22 protein-coding genes are annotated in these 24,563 nt (G+C 61.7%); 8 read left to right on the top strand and 14 right to left on the bottom strand.

From position 1 onward, the window contains the following. Positions 1 to 23: 23 nt before the first annotated feature. Positions 24 to 3,485: a transcription-repair coupling factor gene (gene mfd, locus VWY60_RS07755; RefSeq protein WP_416540209.1), complete on the top strand. Its 3,462-nt coding sequence runs from the start codon at positions 24 to 26 to the stop codon at positions 3,483 to 3,485. 92 nt (positions 3,486 to 3,577) lie between these two features. Here the strand turns inward: mfd and VWY60_RS07750 are convergent, their stop codons facing one another. The 3 genes from VWY60_RS07750 to VWY60_RS07740 form a co-directional block, all read right to left on the bottom strand. Further along, complete coding sequence (locus tag VWY60_RS07750; RefSeq protein WP_416540208.1) at positions 3,578 to 4,801, bottom strand: MFS transporter; 1,224 nt, start codon at positions 4,799 to 4,801, stop codon at positions 3,578 to 3,580. Positions 4,802 to 5,022: 221 nt separating this feature from the next. Next, positions 5,023 to 5,694: a DsbA family oxidoreductase gene (locus VWY60_RS07745; RefSeq protein WP_416540207.1), complete on the bottom strand. Its 672-nt coding sequence runs from the start codon at positions 5,692 to 5,694 to the stop codon at positions 5,023 to 5,025. Then, positions 5,691 to 7,301 carry a class I adenylate-forming enzyme family protein gene (locus VWY60_RS07740; RefSeq protein WP_416540206.1) on the bottom strand — a complete coding sequence of 537 codons (1,611 nt, stop codon included), beginning with the start codon at positions 7,299 to 7,301 and terminating at the stop codon, positions 5,691 to 5,693. The genes VWY60_RS07745 and VWY60_RS07740 overlap by 4 nt, the downstream gene beginning before the upstream one ends. A gap of 65 nt (positions 7,302 to 7,366) precedes the next feature. Between VWY60_RS07740 and VWY60_RS07735 the strand changes: the two genes are divergently transcribed. Continuing rightward, positions 7,367 to 7,990: a helix-turn-helix domain-containing protein gene (locus VWY60_RS07735; protein ID WP_340545508.1), complete on the top strand. Its 624-nt coding sequence runs from the start codon at positions 7,367 to 7,369 to the stop codon at positions 7,988 to 7,990. A gap of 143 nt (positions 7,991 to 8,133) precedes the next feature. Here VWY60_RS07735 and VWY60_RS07730 read toward each other — a convergent pair whose 3' ends face one another. The 5 genes from VWY60_RS07730 to VWY60_RS07710 form a co-directional block, all read right to left on the bottom strand. After that, positions 8,134 to 8,364 carry a hypothetical protein gene (locus VWY60_RS07730; RefSeq protein WP_014874610.1) on the bottom strand — a complete coding sequence of 77 codons (231 nt, stop codon included), beginning with the start codon at positions 8,362 to 8,364 and terminating at the stop codon, positions 8,134 to 8,136. Positions 8,365 to 8,555: 191 nt separating this feature from the next. Continuing rightward, positions 8,556 to 9,212 (bottom strand): aquaporin, encoded by a 657-nt coding sequence (locus VWY60_RS07725; protein ID WP_416540205.1) that lies wholly within the window; start codon positions 9,210 to 9,212, stop codon positions 8,556 to 8,558. After that, positions 9,209 to 9,685 carry an arsenate reductase ArsC gene (locus tag VWY60_RS07720; protein WP_416540204.1) on the bottom strand — a complete coding sequence of 159 codons (477 nt, stop codon included), beginning with the start codon at positions 9,683 to 9,685 and terminating at the stop codon, positions 9,209 to 9,211. Before VWY60_RS07720 ends, VWY60_RS07725 begins: the two co-directional genes overlap by 4 nt. A gap of 16 nt (positions 9,686 to 9,701) precedes the next feature. Beyond that, positions 9,702 to 10,541 carry a helix-turn-helix domain-containing protein gene (locus VWY60_RS07715; protein ID WP_416540203.1) on the bottom strand — a complete coding sequence of 280 codons (840 nt, stop codon included), beginning with the start codon at positions 10,539 to 10,541 and terminating at the stop codon, positions 9,702 to 9,704. A gap of 110 nt (positions 10,542 to 10,651) precedes the next feature. Then, positions 10,652 to 12,478, bottom strand: a complete 1,827-nt coding sequence (locus tag VWY60_RS07710) for an extracellular solute-binding protein (RefSeq protein ID WP_416540202.1) — start codon at positions 12,476 to 12,478, stop codon at positions 10,652 to 10,654. A 416-nt stretch (positions 12,479 to 12,894) separates the two neighbouring features. Between VWY60_RS07710 and VWY60_RS07705 the strand changes: the two genes are divergently transcribed. Next, positions 12,895 to 13,668 carry a 3-hydroxybutyrate dehydrogenase gene (locus VWY60_RS07705; RefSeq protein ID WP_416540201.1) on the top strand — a complete coding sequence of 258 codons (774 nt, stop codon included), beginning with the start codon at positions 12,895 to 12,897 and terminating at the stop codon, positions 13,666 to 13,668. A gap of 135 nt (positions 13,669 to 13,803) precedes the next feature. Further along, entirely contained in the window at positions 13,804 to 14,832 is a 1,029-nt protein-coding gene (locus VWY60_RS07700; protein WP_416540200.1) for a patatin-like phospholipase family protein, read from the top strand. Between the two features lie 44 nt (positions 14,833 to 14,876). On the opposite strand, the gene VWY60_RS07695 is transcribed toward VWY60_RS07700, so the two are convergent. From VWY60_RS07695 to VWY60_RS07680, 4 genes are all read right to left on the bottom strand, one after another. Next, positions 14,877 to 15,569: a DUF502 domain-containing protein gene (locus VWY60_RS07695; RefSeq protein ID WP_416540199.1), complete on the bottom strand. Its 693-nt coding sequence runs from the start codon at positions 15,567 to 15,569 to the stop codon at positions 14,877 to 14,879. Positions 15,570 to 15,652: 83 nt separating this feature from the next. Then, positions 15,653 to 16,567 carry a pseudouridine-5'-phosphate glycosidase gene (locus VWY60_RS07690; RefSeq protein WP_416540198.1) on the bottom strand — a complete coding sequence of 305 codons (915 nt, stop codon included), beginning with the start codon at positions 16,565 to 16,567 and terminating at the stop codon, positions 15,653 to 15,655. After that, entirely contained in the window at positions 16,564 to 17,526 is a 963-nt protein-coding gene (locus tag VWY60_RS07685) for a PfkB family carbohydrate kinase (RefSeq protein WP_340545517.1), read from the bottom strand. The genes VWY60_RS07690 and VWY60_RS07685 overlap by 4 nt, the downstream gene beginning before the upstream one ends. A 48-nt stretch (positions 17,527 to 17,574) precedes the next feature. Then, complete coding sequence (locus tag VWY60_RS07680; protein WP_416540197.1) at positions 17,575 to 18,420, bottom strand: DUF4198 domain-containing protein; 846 nt, start codon at positions 18,418 to 18,420, stop codon at positions 17,575 to 17,577. Between VWY60_RS07680 and VWY60_RS07675 the strand changes: the two genes are divergently transcribed. Next, positions 18,419 to 19,642: a HupE/UreJ family protein gene (locus VWY60_RS07675; RefSeq protein WP_416535962.1), complete on the top strand. Its 1,224-nt coding sequence runs from the start codon at positions 18,419 to 18,421 to the stop codon at positions 19,640 to 19,642. The genes VWY60_RS07680 and VWY60_RS07675 overlap by 2 nt on opposite strands. 64 nt (positions 19,643 to 19,706) lie before the next feature. On the opposite strand, the gene VWY60_RS07670 is transcribed toward VWY60_RS07675, so the two are convergent. After that, complete coding sequence (locus VWY60_RS07670; protein ID WP_340545520.1) at positions 19,707 to 20,342, bottom strand: thiamine phosphate synthase; 636 nt, start codon at positions 20,340 to 20,342, stop codon at positions 19,707 to 19,709. A 207-nt stretch (positions 20,343 to 20,549) separates the two neighbouring features. Between VWY60_RS07670 and VWY60_RS07665 the strand changes: the two genes are divergently transcribed. From VWY60_RS07665 to VWY60_RS07655, 3 genes are all read left to right on the top strand, one after another. Next, positions 20,550 to 21,296, top strand: a complete 747-nt coding sequence (locus tag VWY60_RS07665) for an RNA methyltransferase (protein ID WP_340545521.1) — start codon at positions 20,550 to 20,552, stop codon at positions 21,294 to 21,296. Between the two features lie 91 nt (positions 21,297 to 21,387). Next, positions 21,388 to 22,536: a heme A synthase gene (gene ctaA / locus VWY60_RS07660; RefSeq protein ID WP_416540196.1), complete on the top strand. Its 1,149-nt coding sequence runs from the start codon at positions 21,388 to 21,390 to the stop codon at positions 22,534 to 22,536. A gap of 2 nt (positions 22,537 to 22,538) precedes the next feature. Next, complete coding sequence (locus VWY60_RS07655) at positions 22,539 to 24,008, top strand: carboxypeptidase M32 (protein ID WP_416540195.1); 1,470 nt, start codon at positions 22,539 to 22,541, stop codon at positions 24,006 to 24,008. 94 nt (positions 24,009 to 24,102) lie between these two features. Here VWY60_RS07655 and VWY60_RS07650 read toward each other — a convergent pair whose 3' ends face one another. Further along, positions 24,103 to 24,453, bottom strand: a complete 351-nt coding sequence (locus tag VWY60_RS07650; protein WP_340545524.1) for a DUF6614 family protein — start codon at positions 24,451 to 24,453, stop codon at positions 24,103 to 24,105. Positions 24,454 to 24,563: the final 110 nt, after the last annotated feature.

Genomic DNA, 24,563 nt, shown 5'->3' with positions numbered 1-24,563 from the left:
CAGACGACGAAAGAGAGACGTAGATGGCGCAACGGGCAATCACCGCGGGCGGCGCACCAGAAGGTTTTGATGCGCGGCTGATCCTGAAAGAGGCGGCCAGCAGCAATGGTCCTGTCCTGCATGTGGCGCGCGACGACAAGCGGATGGAAGCGACCCGGGCGGCGCTGGCTTTTTTTGCGCCCGACATGCCGGTGATCAGCTTTCCGGGCTGGGATTGCCTGCCGTATGACCGTGTGTCGCCCAATGCAGATATTGCCGCGGCCCGGATGGCGACGCTGGCGGCGCTTGTGCATCAGATGCCGGGGCAATTTGTGTTGCTCACCACGCTGAATGCGGCGACCCAGCGGGTGCCTGCACGACAGGTTCTGAAGGATTCCGCCTTTACCGCCGAAGTGGACCGTCGCATCGACGAGGAGGCGCTGCGCAGCTACCTCACACGGATGGGATTCACCAAGAGCCCGACGGTGATGGAGCCGGGAGATTTTGCGGTGCGGGGCGGTATCATTGATATCTATCCGCCGGGACAGAGCGGCCCGGTGCGGCTGGATCTCTTTGGGGATGTGCTGGATGGGGCCAGGCGGTTTGATCCCGCCACCCAGCGGACCACCGAAAAGCTGAGCGTGGTTGAATTGGCGCCGGTTTCCGAGGTGATCCTTGATGAGACGGCGGTGACCCGGTTTCGGCAGAACTACCGGATCGAGTTTGGCGCAGCGGGCACGGATGATCCGCTTTACGAGGCGGTTTCAGCCGGGCGAAAATACCAGGGCATCGAGCATTGGTTGCCGTTCTTTCATGAGCGGTTGGAAACGCTGTTTGACTATCTGCCGTCAGCCACGGTGACATTGGACGATCAGGTGACACCGGCTCGGTTGGCGCGTTGGGACAGCATCGCGGACCAATATGAGACGCGCAAGATCGCGATGGCGCAGAAGGGGCGGATGGATACCGTCTATAAACCGGTGCCGCCGGGGCTGCTGTATCTGGATGATGCCGCTTGGGAGGCCGCGATCGCGGATCACCGGGTGATCCAGTTCCATCCGCTGCCACAGGCCAGCGGGCCGGGGGTGATTGATGCCGGTGGGCGGATCGGACGCAATTTCTCGCCGGAGCGACAGCTGGAAAATGTGAGCTTGTTCAGTGCGCTGGCAGATCATATTAAAGCGCGTTTGCAGGTGGGTCCGGTGGTTGTTGCCTCTTATTCAGAGGGCGCCCGAGAGCGTTTGACCGGCCTGATCGAGGATGAGGGCCTGGCCGAGGTGATCGCGATCCGCGATGGCACCCGGATCGGCAAATCTGGGTTGCATCTGGCGGTCTGGGCGCTGGAGCACGGGTTCGAGACCGCCGATCTGACGGTGATTTCCGAACAGGATGTGCTGGGTGACCGGCTGATCCGCGCGCCCAAGAAGCGGCGCAAGGCCGAGAATTTCCTCACCGAAACCCAATCGCTCAGCCCGGGTGATCTGGTGGTGCATGTGGACCATGGGATTGGCCGCTACAAGGGTCTGGAGGTGGTGACCGCCGCTGGCGCGGCGCATGAGTGTATTCTGCTGGAATATGCAGAACAATCAAAGCTGTACCTGCCAGTCGAAAACATTGAACTGCTGTCCAAATACGGCCACGATGAGGGGCTTCTGGATCGGCTCGGCGGCGGTGCCTGGCAGGCCAAGAAGGCCAAGCTAAAGGAACGCATCCGCGAGATGGCGGATCGGCTGATCCGTGTGGCCGCAGAACGGGCGCTGCGCAAGGCGCCGATGATGGATCCGCCGCCGCACGCCTGGGAGGAATTCTCCGCCCGTTTCCCCTATCAAGAGACCGACGACCAGCTGCGTGCCATTGCCGAGGTGATGGAGGATTTGCAGTCCGGCTCGCCCATGGACCGGCTGATTTGCGGCGACGTCGGCTTTGGCAAGACAGAGGTTGCGATGCGCGCGGCCTTTATCGCAGCCATGTCAGGTGTACAGGTGGCGATTGTTGCACCCACGACGTTGCTGGCGCGGCAGCATGCGGCGGCCTTTGCTCAGCGGTTTCGCGGGTTTCCTTTGGAAGTCAGGCAGTTGTCGCGCTTTGTTACAGCAAAGGAAGCTGCCAAAACCCGCGAAGGTATGGCCAAAGGGACGGTTGATATCGTGGTTGGCACCCATGCGCTTTTGGCCAAATCGATTCGGTTTCAGAACCTTGGCCTGCTGATCATCGACGAGGAACAGCATTTCGGGGTCGCGCATAAAGAACGGCTGAAACAGATGCGCAGCGACATTCACGTCCTGACGCTAACCGCGACGCCGATTCCGCGTACGCTTCAGCTGAGCCTCACCGGGGTGCGGGACCTCTCGATCATCGGCACACCGCCGGTGGACCGTCTGGCGATCCGCACCTATGTCAGCGAGTTTGACGCCGTCACCATCCGCGAGGCGCTGCTGCGGGAACATTATCGTGGCGGGCAAAGCTTTTACGTGGTGCCGCGCATCACAGATCTGCCCGATGTCGAAGCCTTCCTGAAGGAGCAGCTGCCCGAGCTGAGCTACGTCATCGCCCACGGCCAGCTGGCCGCCGGGGATCTGGATGACCGGATGAATGCCTTTTACGATGGCAAGTTCGACATTCTGCTGGCGACCACAATCGTGGAGTCCGGCCTGGATATTCCGACCGCCAATACGATGGTCGTGCATCGTGCCGATATGTTTGGTCTGGCGCAGCTCTATCAGATCCGGGGCCGCGTGGGCCGGTCAAAGACGCGCGCCTATGCTTATCTCACCACCAAGCCGCGGGTGCGTCTGACACCCGGAGCCGAGAAACGCCTGCGGGTACTGGGGTCTCTGGATACGCTGGGCGCGGGGTTCTCTCTGGCGTCACAGGATCTGGACATTCGCGGCGCTGGCAACCTCCTGGGCGAGGAGCAATCCGGCCAGATGCGTGATGTGGGCTATGAGCTTTATCAGTCCATGCTGGAAGAGGCGATTGCCAAGATCAAATCTGGTGAGCTGGAAGGGTTGACCGGCAGTGATGATCAATGGGCGCCGCAGATCAACCTAGGGGTGCCGGTCCTGATCCCAGAGGAGTACGTACCCGATCTGGATGTGCGTCTGGGCCTGTATCGTCGGCTTTCCGACCTTAGCACCAAGGTGGAGCTGGAAGGCTTTGCAGCGGAGCTTATCGACCGTTTCGGTCCGCTGCCGAAGGAGGTCAATACGCTGATGCTTGTGGTGCGGATCAAGGCAATGTGCAAACGCGCTGGCATTGCCAAACTGGACGGCGGGCCCAAGGGGGCAACGATCCAGTTCCACAACGATAAATTCGCATCACCCCAGGGGCTGGTGGACTTCATCCAGGCCCAGGATGGGCTGGCCAAGGTGAAAGACAACAAGATTGTCGTCCGTCGGGACTGGAAGAAAGACGGCGACAAGATCAAAGGTGCCTTTGCCATCGCGCGGGATCTGGCGGAAAAAGTGGTTGCCGAGAAGAAGAAGGCCAGGGCCAAAACCAGCTGATCGGCTTGATCTGATCGGCTTGAACTGAGAACGTGAAAAAGCCCCTCCAACATTTTGGAGGGGCTTTGCTTTTCATTCTCTTGGGGGCGGGATTATTCGGCTGCGATCCGGTTCTCAACCCGCGCCATATGCAGCATGATGACAAAGCCTGCGGCGACCATGAGCAGGATCGACCCGGTCAGTGGCGCAATGGAGCCGTCAAACAGAAGCCCGACGGTTGCAGCCGCAGCGGCAGCAAAGACGGTGGAGACCCCCCCGACGATCGAGGCTGCCATACCTGCAATATGACCCATCGGTTCCATCGCCATTGCGTTGAGGTTGCCTAGGGTCAGCCCAGCCATGAAAAAGACGCTTGTCTGCCAGGCCACAAAGAGGCCGAACATCACATCATTCGGCAGGTTCAGCGTGCCCAGGCTCAGCATGATCGCTGACAGCAGGATCTGCCCCCCCAGCGCCCAGGTCACCATGCGCCGCATCCCAAGGCGGACCACAACGGAGGCATTGATCAGGCTGCCGGTGCCAGACATCACGGCAATGAAGCCAAACCAGAAGGGGAAGCTGGCCGCGCGGTCAAAGACCACGTCAAAGATCGGCTGCACCAATGTGATCATGCAAAACAGCATCGCCAGGCACAGGCACTGGACCATCATTGACAGCCGGACGGTCGGGTGCTGGAGCATCTCGGCCACGGCAGCCAGCAGGCTTGGCAGGCGGAACGGACGGCGATTTTCCCGCGGCAGGGGTTCGGGCAGGCGCAGCCCCATCCACAGGATGATGATGATCGCAAATAGCGCAAAGGCCAGGAAGATCGCACGCCAGCTTGTCAGCAGAATAATACCAGCCCCCAGCATCGGCGCGATGGCCGGGACCAGGGTGAAGATCAGCATGGCAATGGACATCATCCGCGCCATTTCCCGGCCGGAATAGAGATCCCGCACGATGGCCAGAGCCACGACACGCGGACCGGCAGCGCCAAGCCCCATGACCACACGGCTGAGCAGCAGCATTTCGATGGAAGAGCTGGCGTAGGCCGCCAGCGCGGCGAGAATATAAAGAGCAGCCGCAGCAAAAATGACCGTCCTGCGCCCAAAGGCATCGGAAAGCGGGCCTGTAAAGAAAGTCCCGATCCCCATGCCAAGCGCAAAGGCGGCAATGACCAGCTGCGCACGGTTGGGGTTGTCAGGGCTGAGCGTCTGACCGATTTCGGGCAGGGCTGGCAGCATGGCGTCGATGGAAAATGCAACGGTTGCGAACATCATCGCAATCAGGGCAATGAACTCAGCTTTTGACATGCTGATGTGATTATCTTTTGTCATTTGAAACCTCTGGTGACACATCAGGAGCCCCGGTAATCGGGCGCTGTCTGGGCGTCACTCTGTCCGCGCTAACATATCCACCGGGATTGGGCCAGAAGCGGGGGCGCACAGAATTATGTGCATCTTTATGCGTCGTAAGCCAGATGCGAAGCGGACCGCCAGAGGTCAGCGATCCAGTTTCATTGTTTTTTATAGTATTTCAGTGTGTTACCGTGCGCCCCTCAGGTCGGCTCCGCATTTGGAGCGGCGTCCTGGTCCAGCTGCGCCTGAATGTCGGCGATAACCTGTTTCCACAGTTCGGGCTGTTGGGCGCCGGGAACGGCGTGCTGATTGGCCACCACAAATGTCGGGACAGATGTGATCCCCATCTTGCGCGAATGGGCATCGCGGCTGCGGATCTCCTCGGCGTCTGTGTCGCCGGACAACAGGCGCAGGGTGACGGCCCGGTCCATGCCGACCGCTTCGGCGATATCGGCGAGGACCTCGGCGTCGCCAATATCCAGCGCTTTGACGAAATAGGCGTCAAACAAAGCATCGACCACGGCGCCCTGTTTGCCTTCGATCCCGGCCCAGTGGATCAGCCGATGGGCGTCCAGCGTGTTGGGGGTGCGCTCCATGGCCTCAAAATTGATCTCCAGACCGGCGGCGCTGGCGTGTTCAACGACCGGGGCATAGGCCCGGACCGCGCCATCCTTGCCGCCGAATTTCGCCTCAAGATAGGCGCGCCGATCCATGCCTTCGCCTGGCATGTCAGGGTTCAGCTGGAACGGATGCCACTCGATGACAAACGGATGATCGCCGACGTCGGCCAGCGCCTTGTCCAGGTGGGTCTTGCCGATATAGCACCAGGGGCAGATCGGGTCGGACAGGATATCCAGCTTAACGAGGCTCATGACGGGGTCCTTTGGTGTCGAATATAGCAATCGGGCAGGGCGCGCCGCAGCAGTTTTCCGTTGGCTCCGCTGGGCAGCGCGTCGAGGCGCAGATAGGCGCGGGGCTGTTTGTATCGTGCCAGCCGGGTCTTGGCAAAAGTCGATAGCGCCTCGGCGGTCACGTCTTTGGCACCGGTGTAGAACGCGACGATAATATGAGTGTCGGGTTTCACCTCGACCGAGGTGACGGCAACCTGTTCCAGATCGGGGTGGGCCATCAGCGCGGCCTCCACCTCCAGCGGGGAGACGCGATAGCCGCCTGCATTCATCACGTCATCATTGCGACCGAGGTAGCGGATCTGGCCATCTCCCATCATTTCGCCAAGGTCACCGGTCAGGAACCAGTCGCCCCTATAGCGGTCCCTGGTCGCCTCGGGCGCGTTGACATAGCCCAGCATTAGCCCGGGATCGTGGCGATCAATGGCAATGACGCCGGGGGTGTCGCGGGGGACCGGGTTGCCGTCAGGATCGAGGATAGCAACCCGTCGCCCCGGCTGCGGCCACCCCAGGGTATCGCCGACCTCAGCCGCATCGCGATCACGCGCCGGATCCGCGGAGATGAAGGTGGAGCACTCAGACATGCCAAAGGCCTCATAGAGCTGCGTGCCGGTGGTCTGATGCCAGCTCCGAGCCACTTGGCCCGATAGCTTTTCCCCGGCGCACAGACCATGGCGCAGGGCCGGAAGATCAGGCAACCCGTCAGCTTGCAGCAGCTTGCGATAGACACCGGGCGCGGCGGCAAAGAGGCTGGCGCGATGCTGACGCAACAGCTCCGGCAGCGCGGTCACTGGCGTTCCCTCCACGGGGATCAGAGCTGTCGCGCCGATACTCCAGGGGTCCATCAGACCGGTGCCGAGGGTGAAGGTCCAGTTGAAGGCCCCGGCATGCAGCAGCCGGTCGTCGGGGCGCAGATCATACCAGTGGCGGATCATCATCTGCCGCGCCCAGATGGCGCGATGGGCATGGGCAACCGCGCGCGGATTTCCGCCGGTCCCGGAGGTATAGACGATATAAGCGGGCCGATCAGGGTCGCCGAGGGGCATCTGAAACCTGTCTTCTGCCGGAGCGTGACGCTGCATTGCCTCAAGTGAGTCGCGGTCAATCTCGTGGGGATGTGGCACCGACCGAACCTCGGGATCGCGCAGCACAGCGGCCGGAGACAGGTCGTCGATAATACGTGCCACCTCCGGTTCGGTCAGCTGCGATGACGTAGGGACCGGCACCAGACCCACGGCAATGGCGCCCAGATAGGCGATCGGAAAGATCGGCGTATTGCCAAGGCGCAGCAACACCCGGTCGCCGGGTTTCAGACCTTGCGCCAGCAATCCCGTACCGGTTCCACGCACAGCGGCCCGCAGGTTTCCATAGGTCCAGGACTGCACCTGGGGGCTTGGCTGCTGCCACGGTGACGTCGACGCTTCGGCGTTTGCCTGAACTGCCAGAACCGCAAGTGCCATGGCATCCGCGGCGGCAGGTTGGGCCGACCCACGTTGATAAAGCACGTGGTCAGCCAGATTGAACGGCGCGGGGCAGGGCGCGAAGGGCCCGCTGTCAAACAGGGATTGCATGTCGATTGGCTAACTTGGCAATCCACGCGTTGCAAGATGGCGCGCCCCGGCCTATAGGAAAAAGCATGACCTCTCGTGATCCAAAATCGCTCATCACTATTGCCCGTGCGTCGGGCGAGGCTGCCGAAACCGAGCCGCTGGATCTGGGCGCCCGTGTGCGTGAGCTGCGCAAGGCGCGGGACTGGACATTGGAACATGCGGCCAATCAGGCCGGCCTGGCCCGATCGACCCTGTCAAAGATCGAAAATGGCCAGATGTCACCGACTTACGAGGCGTTGAAGAAGCTTGCCGTCGGGCTTCAGATCTCGGTTCCACAGCTGTTTACGCAGCCGCAGCGGGATCAGGTGAACGGGCGTCTGACGGTCACAAAGACCGGTCAGGGGTCTGCCCATGCGACCACCACCTACGAACATGAACTCTTGGCCGACAGCCTGACGCGCAAGCGGATGCTGCCTTATCGCGCCCGCGTTCGGGCGCGCTCGATGGACGAGTTTGATGGTTGGGTACGCCACGATGGCGAGGAATTCCTATACGTGCTGACCGGCGTCGTGCGGCTCTATACCGAGTTCTATGAACCGATCGAAATGCGGCGCGGTGACAGCGCCTATTACGATGCGGCGATGGGCCATAACGTGATTTCGCTCAGCGACGAAGACGCCAGTATCCTCTGGGTGACATCCCTGTCCTGATCATCGCAGGCGCAGCGAGGGCCGCGCGCTGCCGGACCATGCTCAGCCTGATGTGGTCAGGATGATTTAGGTTGCAGACGTTCGCGCGCCACCAAGGCAACCGCCATCGCCTGGCGCGTGCCTAAGCCATGCGGGATCAGAGATCAGTTCAGCTGATGCTCCAGCTCGCGGTGCAGGCTTTCCGTGTAGAGAAAATCATCCACTTCCTCACGCGCTTCGGTCAGCGTCAGATGGTGCGTTCGGGCGAGATAAGCCACAAACTTATCCTTGTCGTCGAACAGGGATGGGGCCGAGCGAGTTTGCAGATGCGGAAACCGTTGCTTGAGACGGGGCATCCTGTCGAACCAGCTGGCGCGGGCTGTTTGAACAGGCATGGGGGGGTCCCTCCGGGTCAAAATTGCGCGTGGGTATTTATGCTAGCATTTTTTGCAAAAAAAGAAAGTCCGCGTCAGACGTGCTGCGCCCCGGCGCGGGGTGGACCGGCCGGGGCGCAGCAATAGCAAGAGGCGGCTGACGGGATCGGTACCAATCTCTGCCGGGATCCGGGTTCGCGTCAGGGGCAGGGTCAGCTGGGATGGAACAGGCGCGGCAAGAGGAGATGCGCCAGCCCGACGCCGATCACCTGCATCACGATGAACATCAGGATATGGCCGGGGTAGATCCCGGCGAAGGTGTCGCTGAACCCGCGTGCAATGGTGACCGCCGGATTGGCAAAGCTGGTGGAGGAAGTGAACCAATAGGCACCTGTGATGTAGAAGGCGACCAGCGCCGGCACGGCCTCGGGCCGCGATCGCAACCCGCCGAAGATCACGAAGAGCAATCCAAATGTCGCGAGGATTTCGGAGAACCACTGGGCCATACCGGTTCGGTGCATTGTGCTGGAGCTTTGCAGGATCGACAGATCGAACATCACGTGGCTTGCCCAGACGCCGAGGATGCCCCCTATGATCTGCGCCGCCAGATAGGGCGGAACCGCGCGCCAGCTGTGGTCACCGCGCAGCGCAAAGGCCAGCGTCACAGCCGGATTGAAATGCGCGCCCGAGATCGGTCCCAGCGTGGTGATGATCACATAGAGCATCGCGCCGGTTGCCACCGCATTGGCCAGCAGCGCCAGCCCGACATTTCCGCCCGACAGGGTTTCGGCCATGATGCCGGAGCCCACGACGCCAATCAGCAGGAAACAGGTGCCTAGCCCCTCGGCCATCAGCTTCTGCGTGGTCATGGCAGCTCTCCGATGCGTGTCAGCTCCTGGCGCAGGCTGTCACGATCCAGCGTCTCCAGCGGCAGATCAAGGAAGGCCAGCGCGCGGCGCTCCAGCCGCGCATAGGCGGTCTGAAAGGCAGCGTCCCAATCTGGCTCCGCGGCGGCGGCCGGATCCTCGATACCCCAATGGGCGCGGAGCGGCGCGCCGGGCCAGATCGGGCAGGTTTCGCCTGCGGCGGAGGCGCAGACGGTGATCACAAGGTCCATCTCAGGGACATCGGGGCCTGCAAATTCGTCCCAGCTTTTTGACCGGGCCGCGTCTGTGTCATGGCCTTTCTCATTCAGCAGAACCAATGACTGCGGATGCACTTTTCCGGCGGGTTTGGATCCGGCGGAAAAGGCGCGGACACGGCCATTCCCATGGGTGTTCAGCAGCGTTTCCAGCAGGATAGACCGCGCCGAATTGCCGGTACAGAGGACGAGGATATTCATATGGGAAACCCGTTTCTTAGGAGCGTTCGGTGGCTTTGTGACGGCCGATATCATCCAGATGATGTTGCAACGACAGTCGGTTGAGTGTGTCAAAAGGCAGCGCCGCAAAGGCCCGGATGCGATTGCGCAGCAGCCCGTAGGCCTGTTGATAGGCAAGCTGTTTCTGCGCCTCTGTCCCTTTGGTCATCACGGGATCAGGCAGGCCCCAATGGGCGCTCATGGGCTGACCGGGCCAGGCTGGGCAGGCTTCATTTGCGGCGTGATTGCAGACGGTAAAGACGAAATCCATCTGCGGCGCAGCCTCGCCGGAGACCGCGCTGAGATGTTTGGAGCGCAAGGTGGCGGTGTCATGACCCTTGGCGCGCAGCAGCGCCAGAACTTCGGGTCGTGGGGCTGTCGCGGGCTGGCTGCCAGCAGAATGCGCGATGAAGTGGCCATGCCCCTCCTTGGTCAGGATCGCCTCGGCCATGATCGACCGGGCTGAGTTGCCGGTGCAGATGAAGAGCACATTCAGCGGGCGCTCAGCCGTGGGGATGAGCGCGGTCTCGTGATCCGGCGGGGTGCAGATATCCGGGCGGTTCTGGCAGCAGTCGGACAGCAGCTGATCAAACACCCCGCGCAGACCGTTCAGATGTGCCTGATAGAGCAGAGACGTGCCTTGCCGCTGCGACAGGATCAGCCCCGCCGCGCTGAGCGTTGAAAGATAAGCGGAAACGGTATTGGCCTTCTGCGCCAGCGCCGTCGCGATTTCGCCTGCGGGAACCGCATCGGGATATCGCCGCATCAGCAGACGAAACAGCGCCAGCCGCTGGGGGTGGGCCAAGGCGGAAAGCTGTGATGTAAGCTTTATTTCCATATTTCACGAAATACGGAAGTAGCATTCCTGCGTCAACCGTTTTGGCTCGCCGAAAAAAGCCCGCCACCGATGACCGGGGCGGGCTTCTGTCAGCTTCTGCTGTGGCTTGGTCAGTGGGCCTGATACCACCAGACCTCTGGCATGTAGCTGATACCATCGCCGCTGACGGGCAGACGCTCGGGGAATTTCAACTCCTTGCGATGGGCGATGCGGCCTTCGGCATATTGCCAGACCGGCATCACATAGCGTCCTGCGGTCAGCAGACGGTCAAGCGCGCGGGCGGCGGCGGTGAAATCCTCTTTGCTTTTGGAGGTCAGCATGGCGTCGATCATTGCATCCACGGCAGGGTCCTCGATCCCGATCAGATTGCGCGATCCCGGCTGCTGCGCAGCGTCGCTGCCCCAGTAAAGATATTGCTCGTTGCCGGGGCTGAGCGACATCGAGCGGCGGAAGAAGGTCATGTCGTAGTCGAATTCCTGCTGACGTTCGACAAACTGGGCACTGTCCACCATGTCGGCCTCCAGCGCGATACCGAGACGTTCCAGAGCGCGGGCATAGATTTCCACGACCGAGCGCATCTCGCCTTCGCCCAGATTGCCGGGGGTCAACAGCACCTTGATCTCAAGCGCCTCGCCATCTGCGTTGCGCATGATGCCGTCTTGGACCGTCCATCCGGCCTCCGCCAGCAGTTTGGTTGCGGTGCGCAGGTTCTTGCGATTGCGCTCGCTCCCGTCGCTGACCGGCAGCGTATAGCCCTCCATCACGCCGGGGAGCAGGCTGTCTTTGAACGGGGTCAAGAGCTCGCGCACCTTGCCTTCGGCAGCTCCCGGCTGCATGGCAAGATAGGAGTTCGAGAAATAGGAAGAAATCCGCGGCTGGGTGCCACCTGTCAGCGTTTCGTTCATATATTCGAAGTTGAACGCCTGGATCAGCGCTTCGCGCACCCGCCAATCGTCGAATGGGGCACGGCGGGTATTCACAGCGATACCGGTCATGCCCGAAGGGTTGCCGTTGGGGATGACGGTCTTGATCACCTCACCGGAGGTCACCGCAGGAAAATCATAGGCCTTGTCCCATTTGGCGGCGTTGAATTCGCGGATTGCAGAAATTTCCCCGGCCTTGAAGGCCTCCAGCAGGACGGTCTGGTCGCCATAGAAATCGAGCCGGATCTCATCAAAATTATTGGTGCCGCGCCGCAGCGGCAGATCCTGCCCCCAGTACTCCGGGTTGCGGGAAAAACGGATGAAACGACCGGGTTCGAAATCCGCCACCGTATAGGGGCCGGAGCCGATCGGGGCTTCCTGCAGGCCGGACTCGGCGAAATCCTTGCCTTGCCACTGCGCCTTTTTCAGGATCGGACGCAGCCCGGCGATCAGCGCCAGTTCGCGGTTGTCTTCGTTGAAGGTGATGCGCAGGCTGCGCTCTCCGGTCTGTTCGATGCTGTCGATCTGGGTCCAGAACCGGCGGTAGCGGATATGCCCTTCCTGGCCGAGGGTCTGGTAGGACCAGATGACATCCTCGACCGTGACAGGCGATCCATCGGAGAATCGGGCCTCGGGGCGCAGGGTGAATTCAACCCAGGCGCGATCCTCTGGCACCTCAATCGATTCGGCCAGCAGCCCGTAGAGGGTGAAAGGTTCATCCGCCGAGCGCCCCATCAGGCTCTCATATCCCCAGAAACGGAGCTGCCAGGGCGGGGTGCCTTTTTGGGCAAACGGGTTCAGCGTATCAAAGCCGCCGGTGTTGCCGAAGACCACGGTGCCGCCCTTGGGGGCATCGGCATTTGCATAGGGTAAAGACACAAAATCCGGTGGTAGTGCCGGGTCCCCATACATAGCTATGCCATGCGCTGATTCTGCCTGTGCAAAATTTGCGCATGCGCTGAGGATGATTCCGGCCAAGGCCGGTCGAACTCTAAAGAAAAAATCTGGACGCACTTTTGCAACAATCCCGCTCTGGCCTTATTTTCATGAACACCAACGCTAACGGCGCTGCCGCGTCAATTCAAACTTTTAGCTTGGATGAGCGGGGGAAATTGCTTATAAAGGTCTCACTGCTCGATAGGTTTCTTGCCTGTATGAAACCTGCCTCAATAACTTAACGCCCGCTTCGTGCGGGCGTTTTTTTGTGCGGTGCTTCGCGATATATTTGACGGGCTTGCCGGACGATGGTCGGCCCCGGTGGCGGTGCCCTTTCGGCACACATCTCTTGCACGCGGTTGTTGCATGGGCCAGCATTTGGACCGTTTTGCCGCGGTTTCTCGCAACTTTCCCGCCGGGATTGCCGTTCCCTTTGCAGGTGCAGCATGTCACAGTCGCACCAATCAGGTTTTGCACAGGAAGGGAAGAGCAAGATGACATTGACGGGCAAATGCGCGGTGATTACCGGGTCGAATTCCGGCATCGGGCTTGGGGTCGCGCGGGAAATGGCGCGGGCCGGGGCGGATGTGGTGCTGAATTCCTTTACCGACCGGGATGAGGACCACGCGCTGGCAGCTGGGATCGCCGAAGAATTCGGCGTCAAGGCGCGCTACATTCAGGCCGATATGTCCGATGCAGAGGCCTGCCGGGCATTGATCACCACGGCTGGGCGCTGCGACATTCTGATCAACAATGCGGGCATCCAGCATGTCGCACCTGTTGAGGACTTCCCGATCGACAAATGGAACGCCATCCTGGCGATCAACCTGTCATCGACGTTCCACACGGCGGCGGCAGCGCTGCCGATGATGCGCGCTGCGGGGTGGGGCCGGGTGATCAATATCGCCTCGGCGCATGGGCTGACGGCGTCGCCCTACAAATCCGCCTATGTCGCAGCCAAGCACGGCGTTGTCGGGCTGACGAAGACATTGGCTCTGGAAACCGCAGAAGAGCCGATCACCGCCAATGCAATCTGCCCCGGTTACGTGCTGACCCCGCTGGTCGAGGCGCAGATCCCGGACACCATGGAAAAGTACAATATGGGACGCGAAGAGGTCATCAAGAAGGTGATGCTGGAACGCCAGCCCTCACGCGAGTTTGCGACCGTGGAGCAGCTTGGTGGCACGGCAGTGTTCCTCTGCTCTGATGCGGCAGCCCAGATGACAGGCACCACGCTCAGCGTCGATGGTGGCTGGACCGCGCTGTAGGCCGCGCGGAAACCGGGAAGGGGGCCCGCCCCCTCTTGCCCCTGTTCAGGGCAATTCACCCCCGGAGTATTTTGAGAAAGGTGACACGCAGCGGGCATGGCTCCGCGGCGGGGACGCGCCGATCGGGAGGCAGAGATGACGAAGCGGATCAACCTGGCCCTTCAGGGCGGTGGCGCCCATGGGGCGTTCACCTGGGGGGTGCTGGACCGGCTGCTTGAAAGCGACGAGCTGGAGATTGCTGCCATCACCGGCACCTCTGCTGGAGCGCTCAACGGGGCTGCGTTGAAATCCGGGCTGGTGCATGGCGGTCCTGCCGGTGCGCGCGCGTGTCTCGATCAGCTTTGGCAGCGGATGGGAGCGGTCGGCGATCTGCGCTTTGCCCATTGGCTGGCGGGGCTTGATGCGGCGCCTTTGCTCGGAGCGCTGGACTGGATCGCGCCGTTTTCCCCGCGTGAGGCGATGGGGCAGATCCTGTCGCCTTACAGCTACGGGCCGTTTTATCGCAATCCGTTGACGCCTGTCGTGGAGGCGTTCAATTTTGCCGAGGTCTGCGCGGATCAGGGGCCGCAGCTGTTTATCTGCGCCACTTCGGTGCGCAGCGGAAAGGTGCGGGTTTTTTCCGGTGACGAGGTCACAACCGATGCCATTCTTGCCTCGGCCTGCCTGCCCAACCTGTTTCAGGCGATTGAGATAGAGGACCCCAAGACCGGGCGTCTGGAAGCATATTGGGACGGCGGCTATACCGGCAATCCGGCGCTGTTTCCGCTGTATCGGCCTGAGCTGCCGTCGGATGTGGTGATTGTCAGCATCAACCCGCTGGAGCGCGATGAGCTGCCGCGGACGCCGCAGCAGATCCAGAACCGGGTGAATGAAATCAGCTTCAATTCCTCGCTGCTGCGTGAGTTGCGGGCGATCTCCTTTGTTCAGCGGCTGTTGGCCGACGGGCATCTGGAGCCGGGACAGATGAAGCGGGTGCTGGTGCATATGATCGCTGATGATGATCTGATGCGGCAGCTATCGGTCAATACCAAGCTGATCCCGATCCCGCAGATCCTGGCAAAGCTGAAGGCGGCAGGCCGGGCCGCAGCGGAGCGCTTTCTGGAACAGGATTGCGCCGCCATCGGCGTCTCATCGACAGTGGATCTGGCCGAGATGTTTGGCTAAATGCGGCCGCCCGTCAAGGAAACGGCCGGGGCTTAACTGGAGGCTTAATCTGCGCTGGGGTCGACAGGTTTGGTCGGATCCTTGGCGTTCGGATAGACAAGCCCGGCGGAAATCACCAGTTTTGCAGCTTCTTCCACGCTCATATCCAGCATGATGACGTCTTCTTCGGGGAAGAACAGCAGAAAGCCGGAGGTCGGGTTCGGCGTTGTCGGCACGAAGATCGACAGAAGGTTGCCGCCGGTTTCAGCGCGGTCGGCCACCTCGCCCTTGGCCGTGGTGGAGACAAAGCCGATCGCCCAGATGCCGCGGCGGGGATACTGGATCAGGCAGGCGGTATCAAAGCTGCGCTCGGTCTGGGCAAACACGGTTTCCGAGATCTGCTTGATCCCGGAGTAGATCGAGCGCACCACCGGCATGCGATCCACCAGGCTCTCGGCAAAGCCGATGAGCGAACGGCCGATGATTCCCTTGGCGATCCAGCCAACCACAATGGTGAACAGCAGGAAGATAATCAGCCCGACGCCGCGCAGGTTGATCCCGATATACTGTTCTGGCCGCACGGTATGCGGCACCAGCGGCAGCACAACCCCGTCGATCCAGCCCATCACGGTCCATAGCAGCCAGATGGTCAAGCCAACCGGGGCAATGACCACGATGCCGGTAAAGAAGGACGACCGCAGCCGGGCAAAAAGGCCGGGGCGGCGGGGGGTGTTTTCGTCGTCGAAGGGCGTGGTCATCTGTGCGTTTCACCAAAGAGGAACGTAAGGAAGCTAGGCAGGGAACTGCGCAACCGCAATGGGCAGCTGCGCAGAAAGACCTTTTATTGCTTCAAGTTGACCAATTCCTTGGCGATATCCGCTGCGAGACGGGCATTGTTGCGCACCAGGGCAATATTGGCCGTGAGCGAGCGGCCCTCGGTCAGCTCAAAAATACGCTGCAGCAGGAAGGGGGTTACATCCTTGCCGCTGATGCCTTCCGCGTCCGCTTCGGACTGGGCCTGGGCCAGAACCGGGGCCAGATCCTCGGCTGCGATCTGGTCTGCTGCCGGGATCGGATTCGCGATCAGCTGGCCACCGGGCAGCTCCATCGCCTGACGGGTGGCATGGGCACGGGCGATCTCTGCGGCGCTGTCCATGCGCAGGGGGGCGGCCAGATCCGAGGTTGCGGACCAGAACGCAGGGAAGCTGTCCTGACCATAGGCGATGACCGGCACGCCTTGGGTTTCCAGCACCTCGAGCGTCTTCGGGATGTCGAGGATCGCCTTGGCGCCTGCGGCGACCACGGTTACCGGGGTCTGGGCCAGCTCCATAAGGTCGGCGGAAATGTCAAAGCTGGTCTCGGCGCCTTTGTGGACACCGCCGATGCCACCGGTGGCAAAGACGCTGATCCCGGCCAGCCGTGCGGCAATCATGGTGGCTGCGACGGTTGTTGCCCCGGTGCCGCCTGTGGCGATACAGGCCGGCATATCCGCGCGCGAGATCTTGGCGACGTTCTTTGCCTGGCCAAGCGCCTGCAGCTGATCGGGTTCAAGGCCGATGTGCAGCACGCCCTCGATCACGGCCATGGTGGCAGGCACCGCGCCTGCGGCGCGAATGTCGTCTTCGACCTGAGCGGCGACTTCGACGTTCTGCGGATAGGGCATGCCATGGGTGATGATGGTGCTTTCAAGCGCAACGATGGCCTGGCCGGAGTCGCGGGCGGCGGCGACCTCGGCGGAAAATGTCATATTGATCAAAGGGGTGGTTCTCCTGAAACATAGGTGGCAGCGGCTTTCAATGCCGACGCAAGGGAGGTTTCGCGGTCTTCGCCGCGGGCCTCGGCCGCGATATGAGCGGCCATGAAAGTGTCACCGGCGCCGGTGACGCGCGCCACGGTCACGCGCGGCGGGGCCTGGGTGATCAGGCCGTTGTGGTCGGCTTCGGTGGCGGTGCTACCACCATCGGTGACCAGTACCCGCGCTGCGCCGCGATCCAGCATGGCGCGGGCGGCGGTGGCGCTGTCGGTGAAGTCGTCCTGACAGAGCAGGCCGGCCTCTTCGAGGTTCACATAGAGCGTGCCACAGCTGCGCAGCAGAAAGGGGCGCAGGCGTTCGGCCTTGCCCGGAGAGGCGGGCGCGACGCGCAGATCCGCCTTGGCAAAGATCGGGTCGGCAGTGATGTCGTCCAGCAGCGACAGCGTCAGATTGCCATCAAGCGCGACGGGACCGGTATAGGGCGTTTCCGCACTGCCAAGAGTACCATCGCTGAGCGGTCGCAAGATCTTGGCACCTGCGGCTTCAAGCGAATGGGCATCGGCAATCGCGGCAATCAGCCCGTTGGCACCTTCGACGGCCATATAGCGGTCGGTGGGCAGATCTTCCGAGCGGTAGAGATGATCGGTGATCAGGCCGAGATGGGCACAGGCATGGACCAGCTCGTCACCCTCCGGGTCGCGCCCGATTGCGCTGAGCAGGGCCGGACGCAGACCAAAGCGGGCCAGTGTCATGGCGATATTCATCGCAACACCGCCGGGAAGGCGGCTGATACGTCCGGGCATATCGGATCCGCGCTGCATTTCAGCCGTGCAGCGGCCGATAATGTCCCAGAGGACGGAGCCAATGCAGAGGATGTCTGGCTGATCTGCGGCGGTGCCGTCGCCCAAGGCGGCCGGAGCCTCAGATCTAGGTGAAGCGGGAGAGTGCGGAACCTGTGTCATAAATCCCGTATTGCCGCGTTTTTCCCGCCCCCGCAAGGCGCAACCGATCTACGGAACGGCGAAAGTCAACGCCGCCCAATGGGTTTGCCAGACCGGTATGGGGCCTCTTTTGGTAGCGCCATCATCGGACGCACCCGCCTCGGCGTCCAGACTGCGCAGCACCACGGCGTCGAGCAGGTAGACGTGACCGGATTTGACCGGGATCGTCGCCCGCCCTTGGGAATCGCTGCGGGTCAATGTGACAGCGACATTGCCATCTGGGCTGCGCTCGAACACTTCGATCTGGGCGTCGGGGCGCGCGGCCCCCTCGAACAGCAGCTCAACCGGCAGGCCAGCGGTGAGATCGTCGGTGTAGGGGTTGGCCCGCGCCACGAACTCGGTCAACAGACCGGTTGCGCGATCCGCCCCGGCGCCGCTGCCTACCGAAACCAGCGATTTGGCGTGGCGGGTATAGCGCTCTGCAAAGCCCGCATCCGGCAGGTTGCGCGCGGCATGGCGGGACTTGATATCGGCGAAATCCTTATGGGCCGCAAATTTTGCGAACTCCTCCCAGGTCTTGTAGGTCAGCGTGTCCGGCGTGGTTTCGTGGACCACCAGCAGCAGCCCCTCGGCCGGTGGCTCGAGCTGTAATGCCGGCATATCTCCCATCCGGCCAGCGTAGGGATGGGCACCGAGCTGATCCCAGACCTCGAAGCGGGCGATATTGCGGTCGAAATACGCCAGGCGCGACCCGCTGAAGAACTGCCCATTCCGCAGATCTGCCTTCACCGAGGCGCCTAATTTCACTTGATATTTTTCTGGCGCAATCCAAAACTCATGGGCAAGGGCGCGGCCGCCGATGATATTGGTGGCGAGCGTGAGCAGAATAAGAACAACAGGGTGGACAGAACGCATGGCGCAGATGGGACCTCTGGCTGGGACGCAGGATGACAGAGACGGGCAACGTGCGGCGTCGATGGAGGCTCCGGTGCGACGTCGCAGCCACGCCGGTCGCAGGCTCCCCCAGCTGAGCCGTCTGTTGCTGGTCTGGCTCTTCTGGAGCCTCTCCTACTCTAGTGTTTTTGCGCATGAAGTCACGCCGACGATTGCGGATTTTGAAATTGCCGACGGGCGGCTGAAGATGGACCTGCGTCTGAACGCCGAGGCATTTGTCGCAGGCATCGATCTTGATGGCGTTGACGATACGGATACCGTTGATCAGGCGCGGGACTATGACGACCTGCGCGGGCTTGGCCCGGATGAGCTGAAACCGATGGTTCAGGTCTTTGCCGAAGACTGGCTGCAGGCGCTGCGGATCGAGGCGGGTGGCGATATCGCACTGGAGGTGGTCGGGATCGAGATCCCGGAGCCGGGTGACGTCAGCCTGCCGCGCAGCAGTATCCTGCAGCTGTCGGGCGAGGTTCCCACCGGTGCACGCGGTCTGAAGATCGGCTGGCCCAAGGGATCAGGCGGTGTGGTGTTGCGTCAGAACGGTGTGGAAGGTCCTTATACCGGCTATCTGCAAGGCGGCGAGACCACGCCAACCATTCCGCTGTCCGGCGGGCTGGCCAAGACGCCAAGCGAGGCCTTCGTCGACTATGTGCCGGTCGGGTATACGCATATCCTGCCAAAGGGGCTGGATCATATTCTGTTTGTACTGGGGTTGTTCTTCTTCAGCACCCGGCTGCGGCCGCTGATATGGCAGATCAGTGCCTTTACCGTAGCGCATACAATCACGCTGGCGCTCGGGGCATTGGGGCTGGTGCATATCAACCCGGCCATAGTTGAGCCGCTGATCGCAGGATCCATCGTGTTTGTCGCGGTTGAGAATATCTTTGCCCGCAAGCTGCACAGCTGGCGCACTCTGGTGATCTTTGGCTTTGGCCTGTTGCACGGCTTGGGATTTGCCTCGGTGCTGGGCGAATTCGGCCTGCCTGAGGCGCAGTTTCTGCCGGCACTCCTGGGGTTCAATGTTGGCGTTGAACTGGGGCAGCTGACCGTTGTCGGCGCGGCCTATGGGCTGCTGGGGTTCTGGTTCTGGCGGCATCCGAAATACCGCGGCCGGGTTGCCATCCCCGCCAGTTTCACCATCGCGCTGATTGGCGGATACTGGTGCGTGGAGCGTCTGTTCCTCTGACCGGCGGTGGCGCCGGTCAGCTTCGTTTCCGATATGTGGCCTTGGCCAGACAAAATGGGCGGTCTCAGCCTTCCATTGCGGCCATCAGCTGCCGCAGACTCGCCAGAGGATCTTCCTCGCGCCAGATCTCATCGCCGATACCGAAGAAATCAGTATAGGGTGCCAGATCACGGACCAGATCAACGGTCAGCCCGCCTTCGGCGACCACGGGCACTTCGATCATCTGCGACCACCATTCAAACAGATCTTTCTGCGCCTGATTGCCATCGCCAAGCCCGGAGGTGCCAATCGGGCCAAAGCTGACGTAATCAGCGCCGGCTTCGGCAGCGGTCAGCCCGTCGTGGCGTGAGGCACCGCAGAAACTGCCGACAATGGCATCGGCGCCAAGCGCCTTGCGCGCGGCGCGCACCGGGCGGGCTGAATCGGAGAGATGCACGCCGTCAAGGCCGAGACGCTCGGCGAGAATCTGATGATCGGTGATCACAATCGCCACATCGCGGGCATGGGCGACAGCGCGCAGCGCATCGCCGGCACGGCTCAGCGTGTCCTCATCGCGGCTGGCCAGCTCCAGCCGGACGCAAGCGATCTCCACTTCATCCAGCACCCGCGCCAGCTGGTCGGGAAACCGGCCAAGCTCAAAACTGGGAGGTGTCGTCAGATAGATCTGCGGCGTTTCGGGGGCGTCAGCGGGGCTGTCCATCGGGAGGGCTCCTGTTCAGTGGTTGTCGGTGTTTAGCGCATCTGCCACTGGACGCAAGGATTTGGCGACATCCCGGGTGGGATATTTCCGTGTGATGCTACGCTCATTATGCGGGAATATAGCAGCGTTTGCACAGAAGTCCCGCGACCGAGCCTTGCCCATCAGGCCCGCGCCGATTAGAGCAGAGCAGATTTTTTGGAGAAACGGATGCCCAGCGACACCCCTCAACCCGCTTTTGTCCTCGTGCGCCCGCAGATGGGCGAGAATATCGGCGCCGCCGCCCGGGCGATGTGGAACTTCGGGCTGGACCGGATGCGCATCGTGGCCCCGCGCGATGGCTGGCCGAACCCCAAGGCGGTGGCCATGGCTTCTGGTGCTGGGCGGCTCTTGGATGAGGCGCAGCTGGCCGAAGATCTGGCAGGCGCCATCGCGGATTGCGATTTTGTCTTTGCCACGACGGCGCGCCCGCGTGAGCTGACCAAACCGGTCTACAGCCCCGAGGCGGCGATGAAGCTGGCTGCGGAGAAAATTGCAGCCGGCGAACGGGTGGCCGTGATGTTCGGACCCGAACGGGCGGGCCTTGAGAATGAGGACATCGCCCGAGCCAATGCCATCATATCGGTTCCGGTGAACCCGGATTTCGCCTCGCTCAACCTTGGTCAATGCGTCCTGCTCACCGCTTATGAATGGCGCAGGCAGGTAACTGAGGTGATGCCGGTTGTGACCGACCTTGGCAAATCGGATTGGGCCACTCATGGCGATGTTGATGCGCTGGTCAATCACTACGAGGAACGGCTGGACGAGGCTGGTTTCTTTTTTCCGCCGGACAAGGCCCCAAGCATGAAGACGGTGTTTCGCAACCTGTTCAGCCGGATGCCGCTGACCCGCGCCGATGTGCAGATGCTGCACGGGATCATGCGACAGATGGTCCGCTGGAAAGAAAAACGCGACTGAGACGCGACTTCGGGCCGATTTGCGCCATAGTCGCCCACTGGACGGGGTCGCGTCTGCGGCCTAGCTTGACGGGAAATTGGAAGAGGCAAGCATGAGCAAGCGCAGCATTTTCGAAGAGGTGTCCGGCAATGAGCCGCAGGAGCGCCCGCAGGCGCAACCGGGCGGCATCGACCGTGCCCGCCGTGGCGCAAGGGGGGCAATCCGCGCGTGGCTTGCGGTGCTCTTTGCGCTGGTGGTGGCAATGATCGTGGTGGGCGGGCTGACGCGCCTGACCGACAGCGGTCTGTCGATCACCGAATGGCGGCCGATCACCGGCGCGATCCCCCCCATGACCGAGGCAGACTGGCAGGCGGAGTTCGACAAATACAAGGAAATCGACCAGTGGCGCATTGCCAACCAATGGATGCAGCTGGCCGACTTCAAGGAAATCTACTGGTGGGAATGGGGCCATCGCCAACTGGGCCGCGTTATTGGTCTGGTCTGGGCGCTGGGGTTCCTAGGTTTTGCGCTGGCGCGGCAGATCCCGGTCGGCTGGACCGGACGTCTGGCGCTACTGGGTGTTCTGGGCGGCGTGCAGGGCGCGATCGGCTGGTGGATGGTGGAATCGGGTGTCACGCAGGGTGAAGGCATGACCTCGGTTGCCTCTTACCGGCTGGCGACGCATCTGGGACTCGCCTTTGTCATTCTGGGGTTCATTGCCTGGTATATGTTCCTGCTGGGGCGTGAGGATCGCGATCTGATGCAGGCGCGTCGCGCCAAGGAGGCCAAGCTGTTCGGCCTGTCGACCGGGCTATTGCACTTCAGCTTCTTGCAGATCCTTCTGGGCGCGCTGGTCGCCGGTATTGATGCGGGCCGTTCCTACACCGACTGGCCGCTGATGGGGGGGCAGATCCTGCCGCCGCAGCCCTTCATGCTGGAGCCACTCTGGACCAATTTCTTTGAAAACCCCGGCCTTGTGCAGTTCATTCACCGCGTCAGCGGATATCTCCTGTTGGCCTTTGGCGTTGTTGTCTGGCTGCGGGGCAGGGGCAGCGCCCATCCGCGGACGCGCTTTGCCTTTAACGCGGTCTTTGCGGCGCTGCTGTTGCAAATGGTTCTGGGTATTGTCACCGTGCTCTATGCCGCACCCTGGCAGGTTGCGATCCTGCATCAGCTGATGGCTGTTTGCCTCTGGGTCCTGATCCTCAGGGCGCGGTATCTGTCGGGCTATCCGATTACAACTTCGATTAAGGATCACTGAGAATGAGCGCATTTGACGATTTGATGGCCTACGAGCGTGACACCCAGGCGCTTGGCCAGATTGCCGGCCGTTTGGGCTGGGATCAGGAGACGATGATGCCGCGCGGTGCCGCGCCTCAGCGGGGCGAGGAAATGGCCGCCATCGAGGCTGTGCTGCACGCCCGCCGCTCTGATCCGCAGGTCGCTGACTGGCTGGAGCAGGCCGAGGCGCCCGATGAGATCGGTGCCGCCCAGCTGCGCGAGATCCGCCGCAGCTACGAGCGCGCCGTGAAAGTGCCCGGAGATCTCGCCAAACGTATCGCCCGCGTTACCTCCGAGGCGCAGGGCAAATGGGCGGCTGCCCGTGCCGCCGAGGATGTCGAAGCCTTCCTGCCCGTGCTGGAAGAGGTGGTTGCCCTGAAGCGCGAAGAGGGGCAGGCACTCGCCGCCGGGGGCGATGTTTATGACGCGATGGTTGCGGATTATGAACACGGCACCACAGGGGCGGAAATTGCGACGCTGTTTGATGCCATGCGCCCGCGTCTGGTGGAGCTGCGCGCCCGCGTGCTGGACCGCCCCGCGCCCAAAGGCGTCAGCGGTCATTTCGATGCCGATAAACAGATGGCCCTGACCACCACGCTGGCCGAGACCTTTGGCTACCAGATGCGCCATGGTCGGGTCGACAAGGCGGTGCATCCCTTCTGTTCCGGCAGCGGGCTTGATGTGCGCGTCACCACCCGCACCAGCGATGAGGATCCGTTCAACTGCTTCTACTCGACCATCCATGAAGTGGGCCATGCCGCCTATGAACAGAACATTGACCATGCCTATCTGTTCACGCCGCTGGGGCGTGGCGTGTCGATGGGGGTGCACGAAAGCCAGAGCCGGATCTACGAGAACCAGCTGGGCCGCAGCCGTGCCTTCACCGGCTGGCTGTTCGATCAGATGGTGCTGCAGTTTGGTGATTTCGGCATTGCGGATGCTGATGCCTTCTATGCGGCCGTGAATGCGGTGCATAACGGCTATATCCGCACCGAGGCGGATGAGCTGCAATATAACCTGCATGTGATGATGCGGTTTGATCTGGAACGGGCGCTGATGTCCGGCGATTTGCAGGTTAAGGATCTGGAAGCAGCCTGGAACGACCGTTTTGCCGCTGATTTTGGCTACGCCGTTGATAAGCCATCTAATGGCTGCCTGCAGGACGTGCATTGGTCGGTGGGGCTGTTTGGATATTTCCCGACCTATTCGCTGGGCAATGTCTATGCCGGTTGTCTTTATGACGCGCTGCGTCAGGCAGTGCCGGATCTGGACGCGCAGCTGGCGACGGGTGATACCGTGGCGGCAACCAGCTGGCTGCGGGATAATCTGCAGACCCATGGCGGGTTGCGCAGCCCGGTCGAGACGATCACTCATGCTGCGGGCATGGCGCCGAGCCCGGAGCCGTTGCTGTCCTATCTGGAACAGAAGTTCGGCGCGCTCTACGGGCTGTAAGCGCGCATTGGTTCAAGATCCTGAGCAGTAATTCAAAGCCCTCGCCGGAAACTGGCGGGGGCTTATTTGTCTGTTCCGGCCGGAGTCCTGCCAGTCAGATCAGCGCCATCCGCTCGGCACGTTCGGGATCGGGGAAGGGGCGATAAAGCCCGAAATCAGCCGAGGCGATCAGCGCATTCACATTTGCGTAGAGCCGCTCGACATGCTCGTCCAATTCGCCCAGCACCCGAAACGCCTGATCCAGTTGGGTCATATTGGCGAATTCGATTTCCAGCAGGAAATCCCGGTGCTTGTCGCTGGCGAGGTTCAGCTTGCGGCGCAGCAGGCGCCAGCCCTGGATCACCTCACGCTCGCGCAGATAAGACATCCATTGGTCCACGGCGTTGGCAAAGGCAAGCGCCTTGGCCTCATGATGCAGGTCGATCGAGCAGTGATAGAGGTTCATGGTGCCTCCCTTCGCGATGGCGTTTGTGGGAGGAAGAATGACAGACACTGCTTAGGTTTTGATTAACGAAAACGCCACCCGAGGGTGGCGTTTTCAAGTTTTGGCAGATG

This window comes from Phaeobacter sp. JH20_26 (genome assembly GCF_048056275.1).
Taxonomy (GTDB): Bacteria; Pseudomonadota; Alphaproteobacteria; order Rhodobacterales; family Rhodobacteraceae; genus Phaeobacter; species Phaeobacter bryozoorum.
Note: the sequence above shows the minus strand (reverse complement) of the source record. Positions and strands in the feature narration are given on the sequence as shown.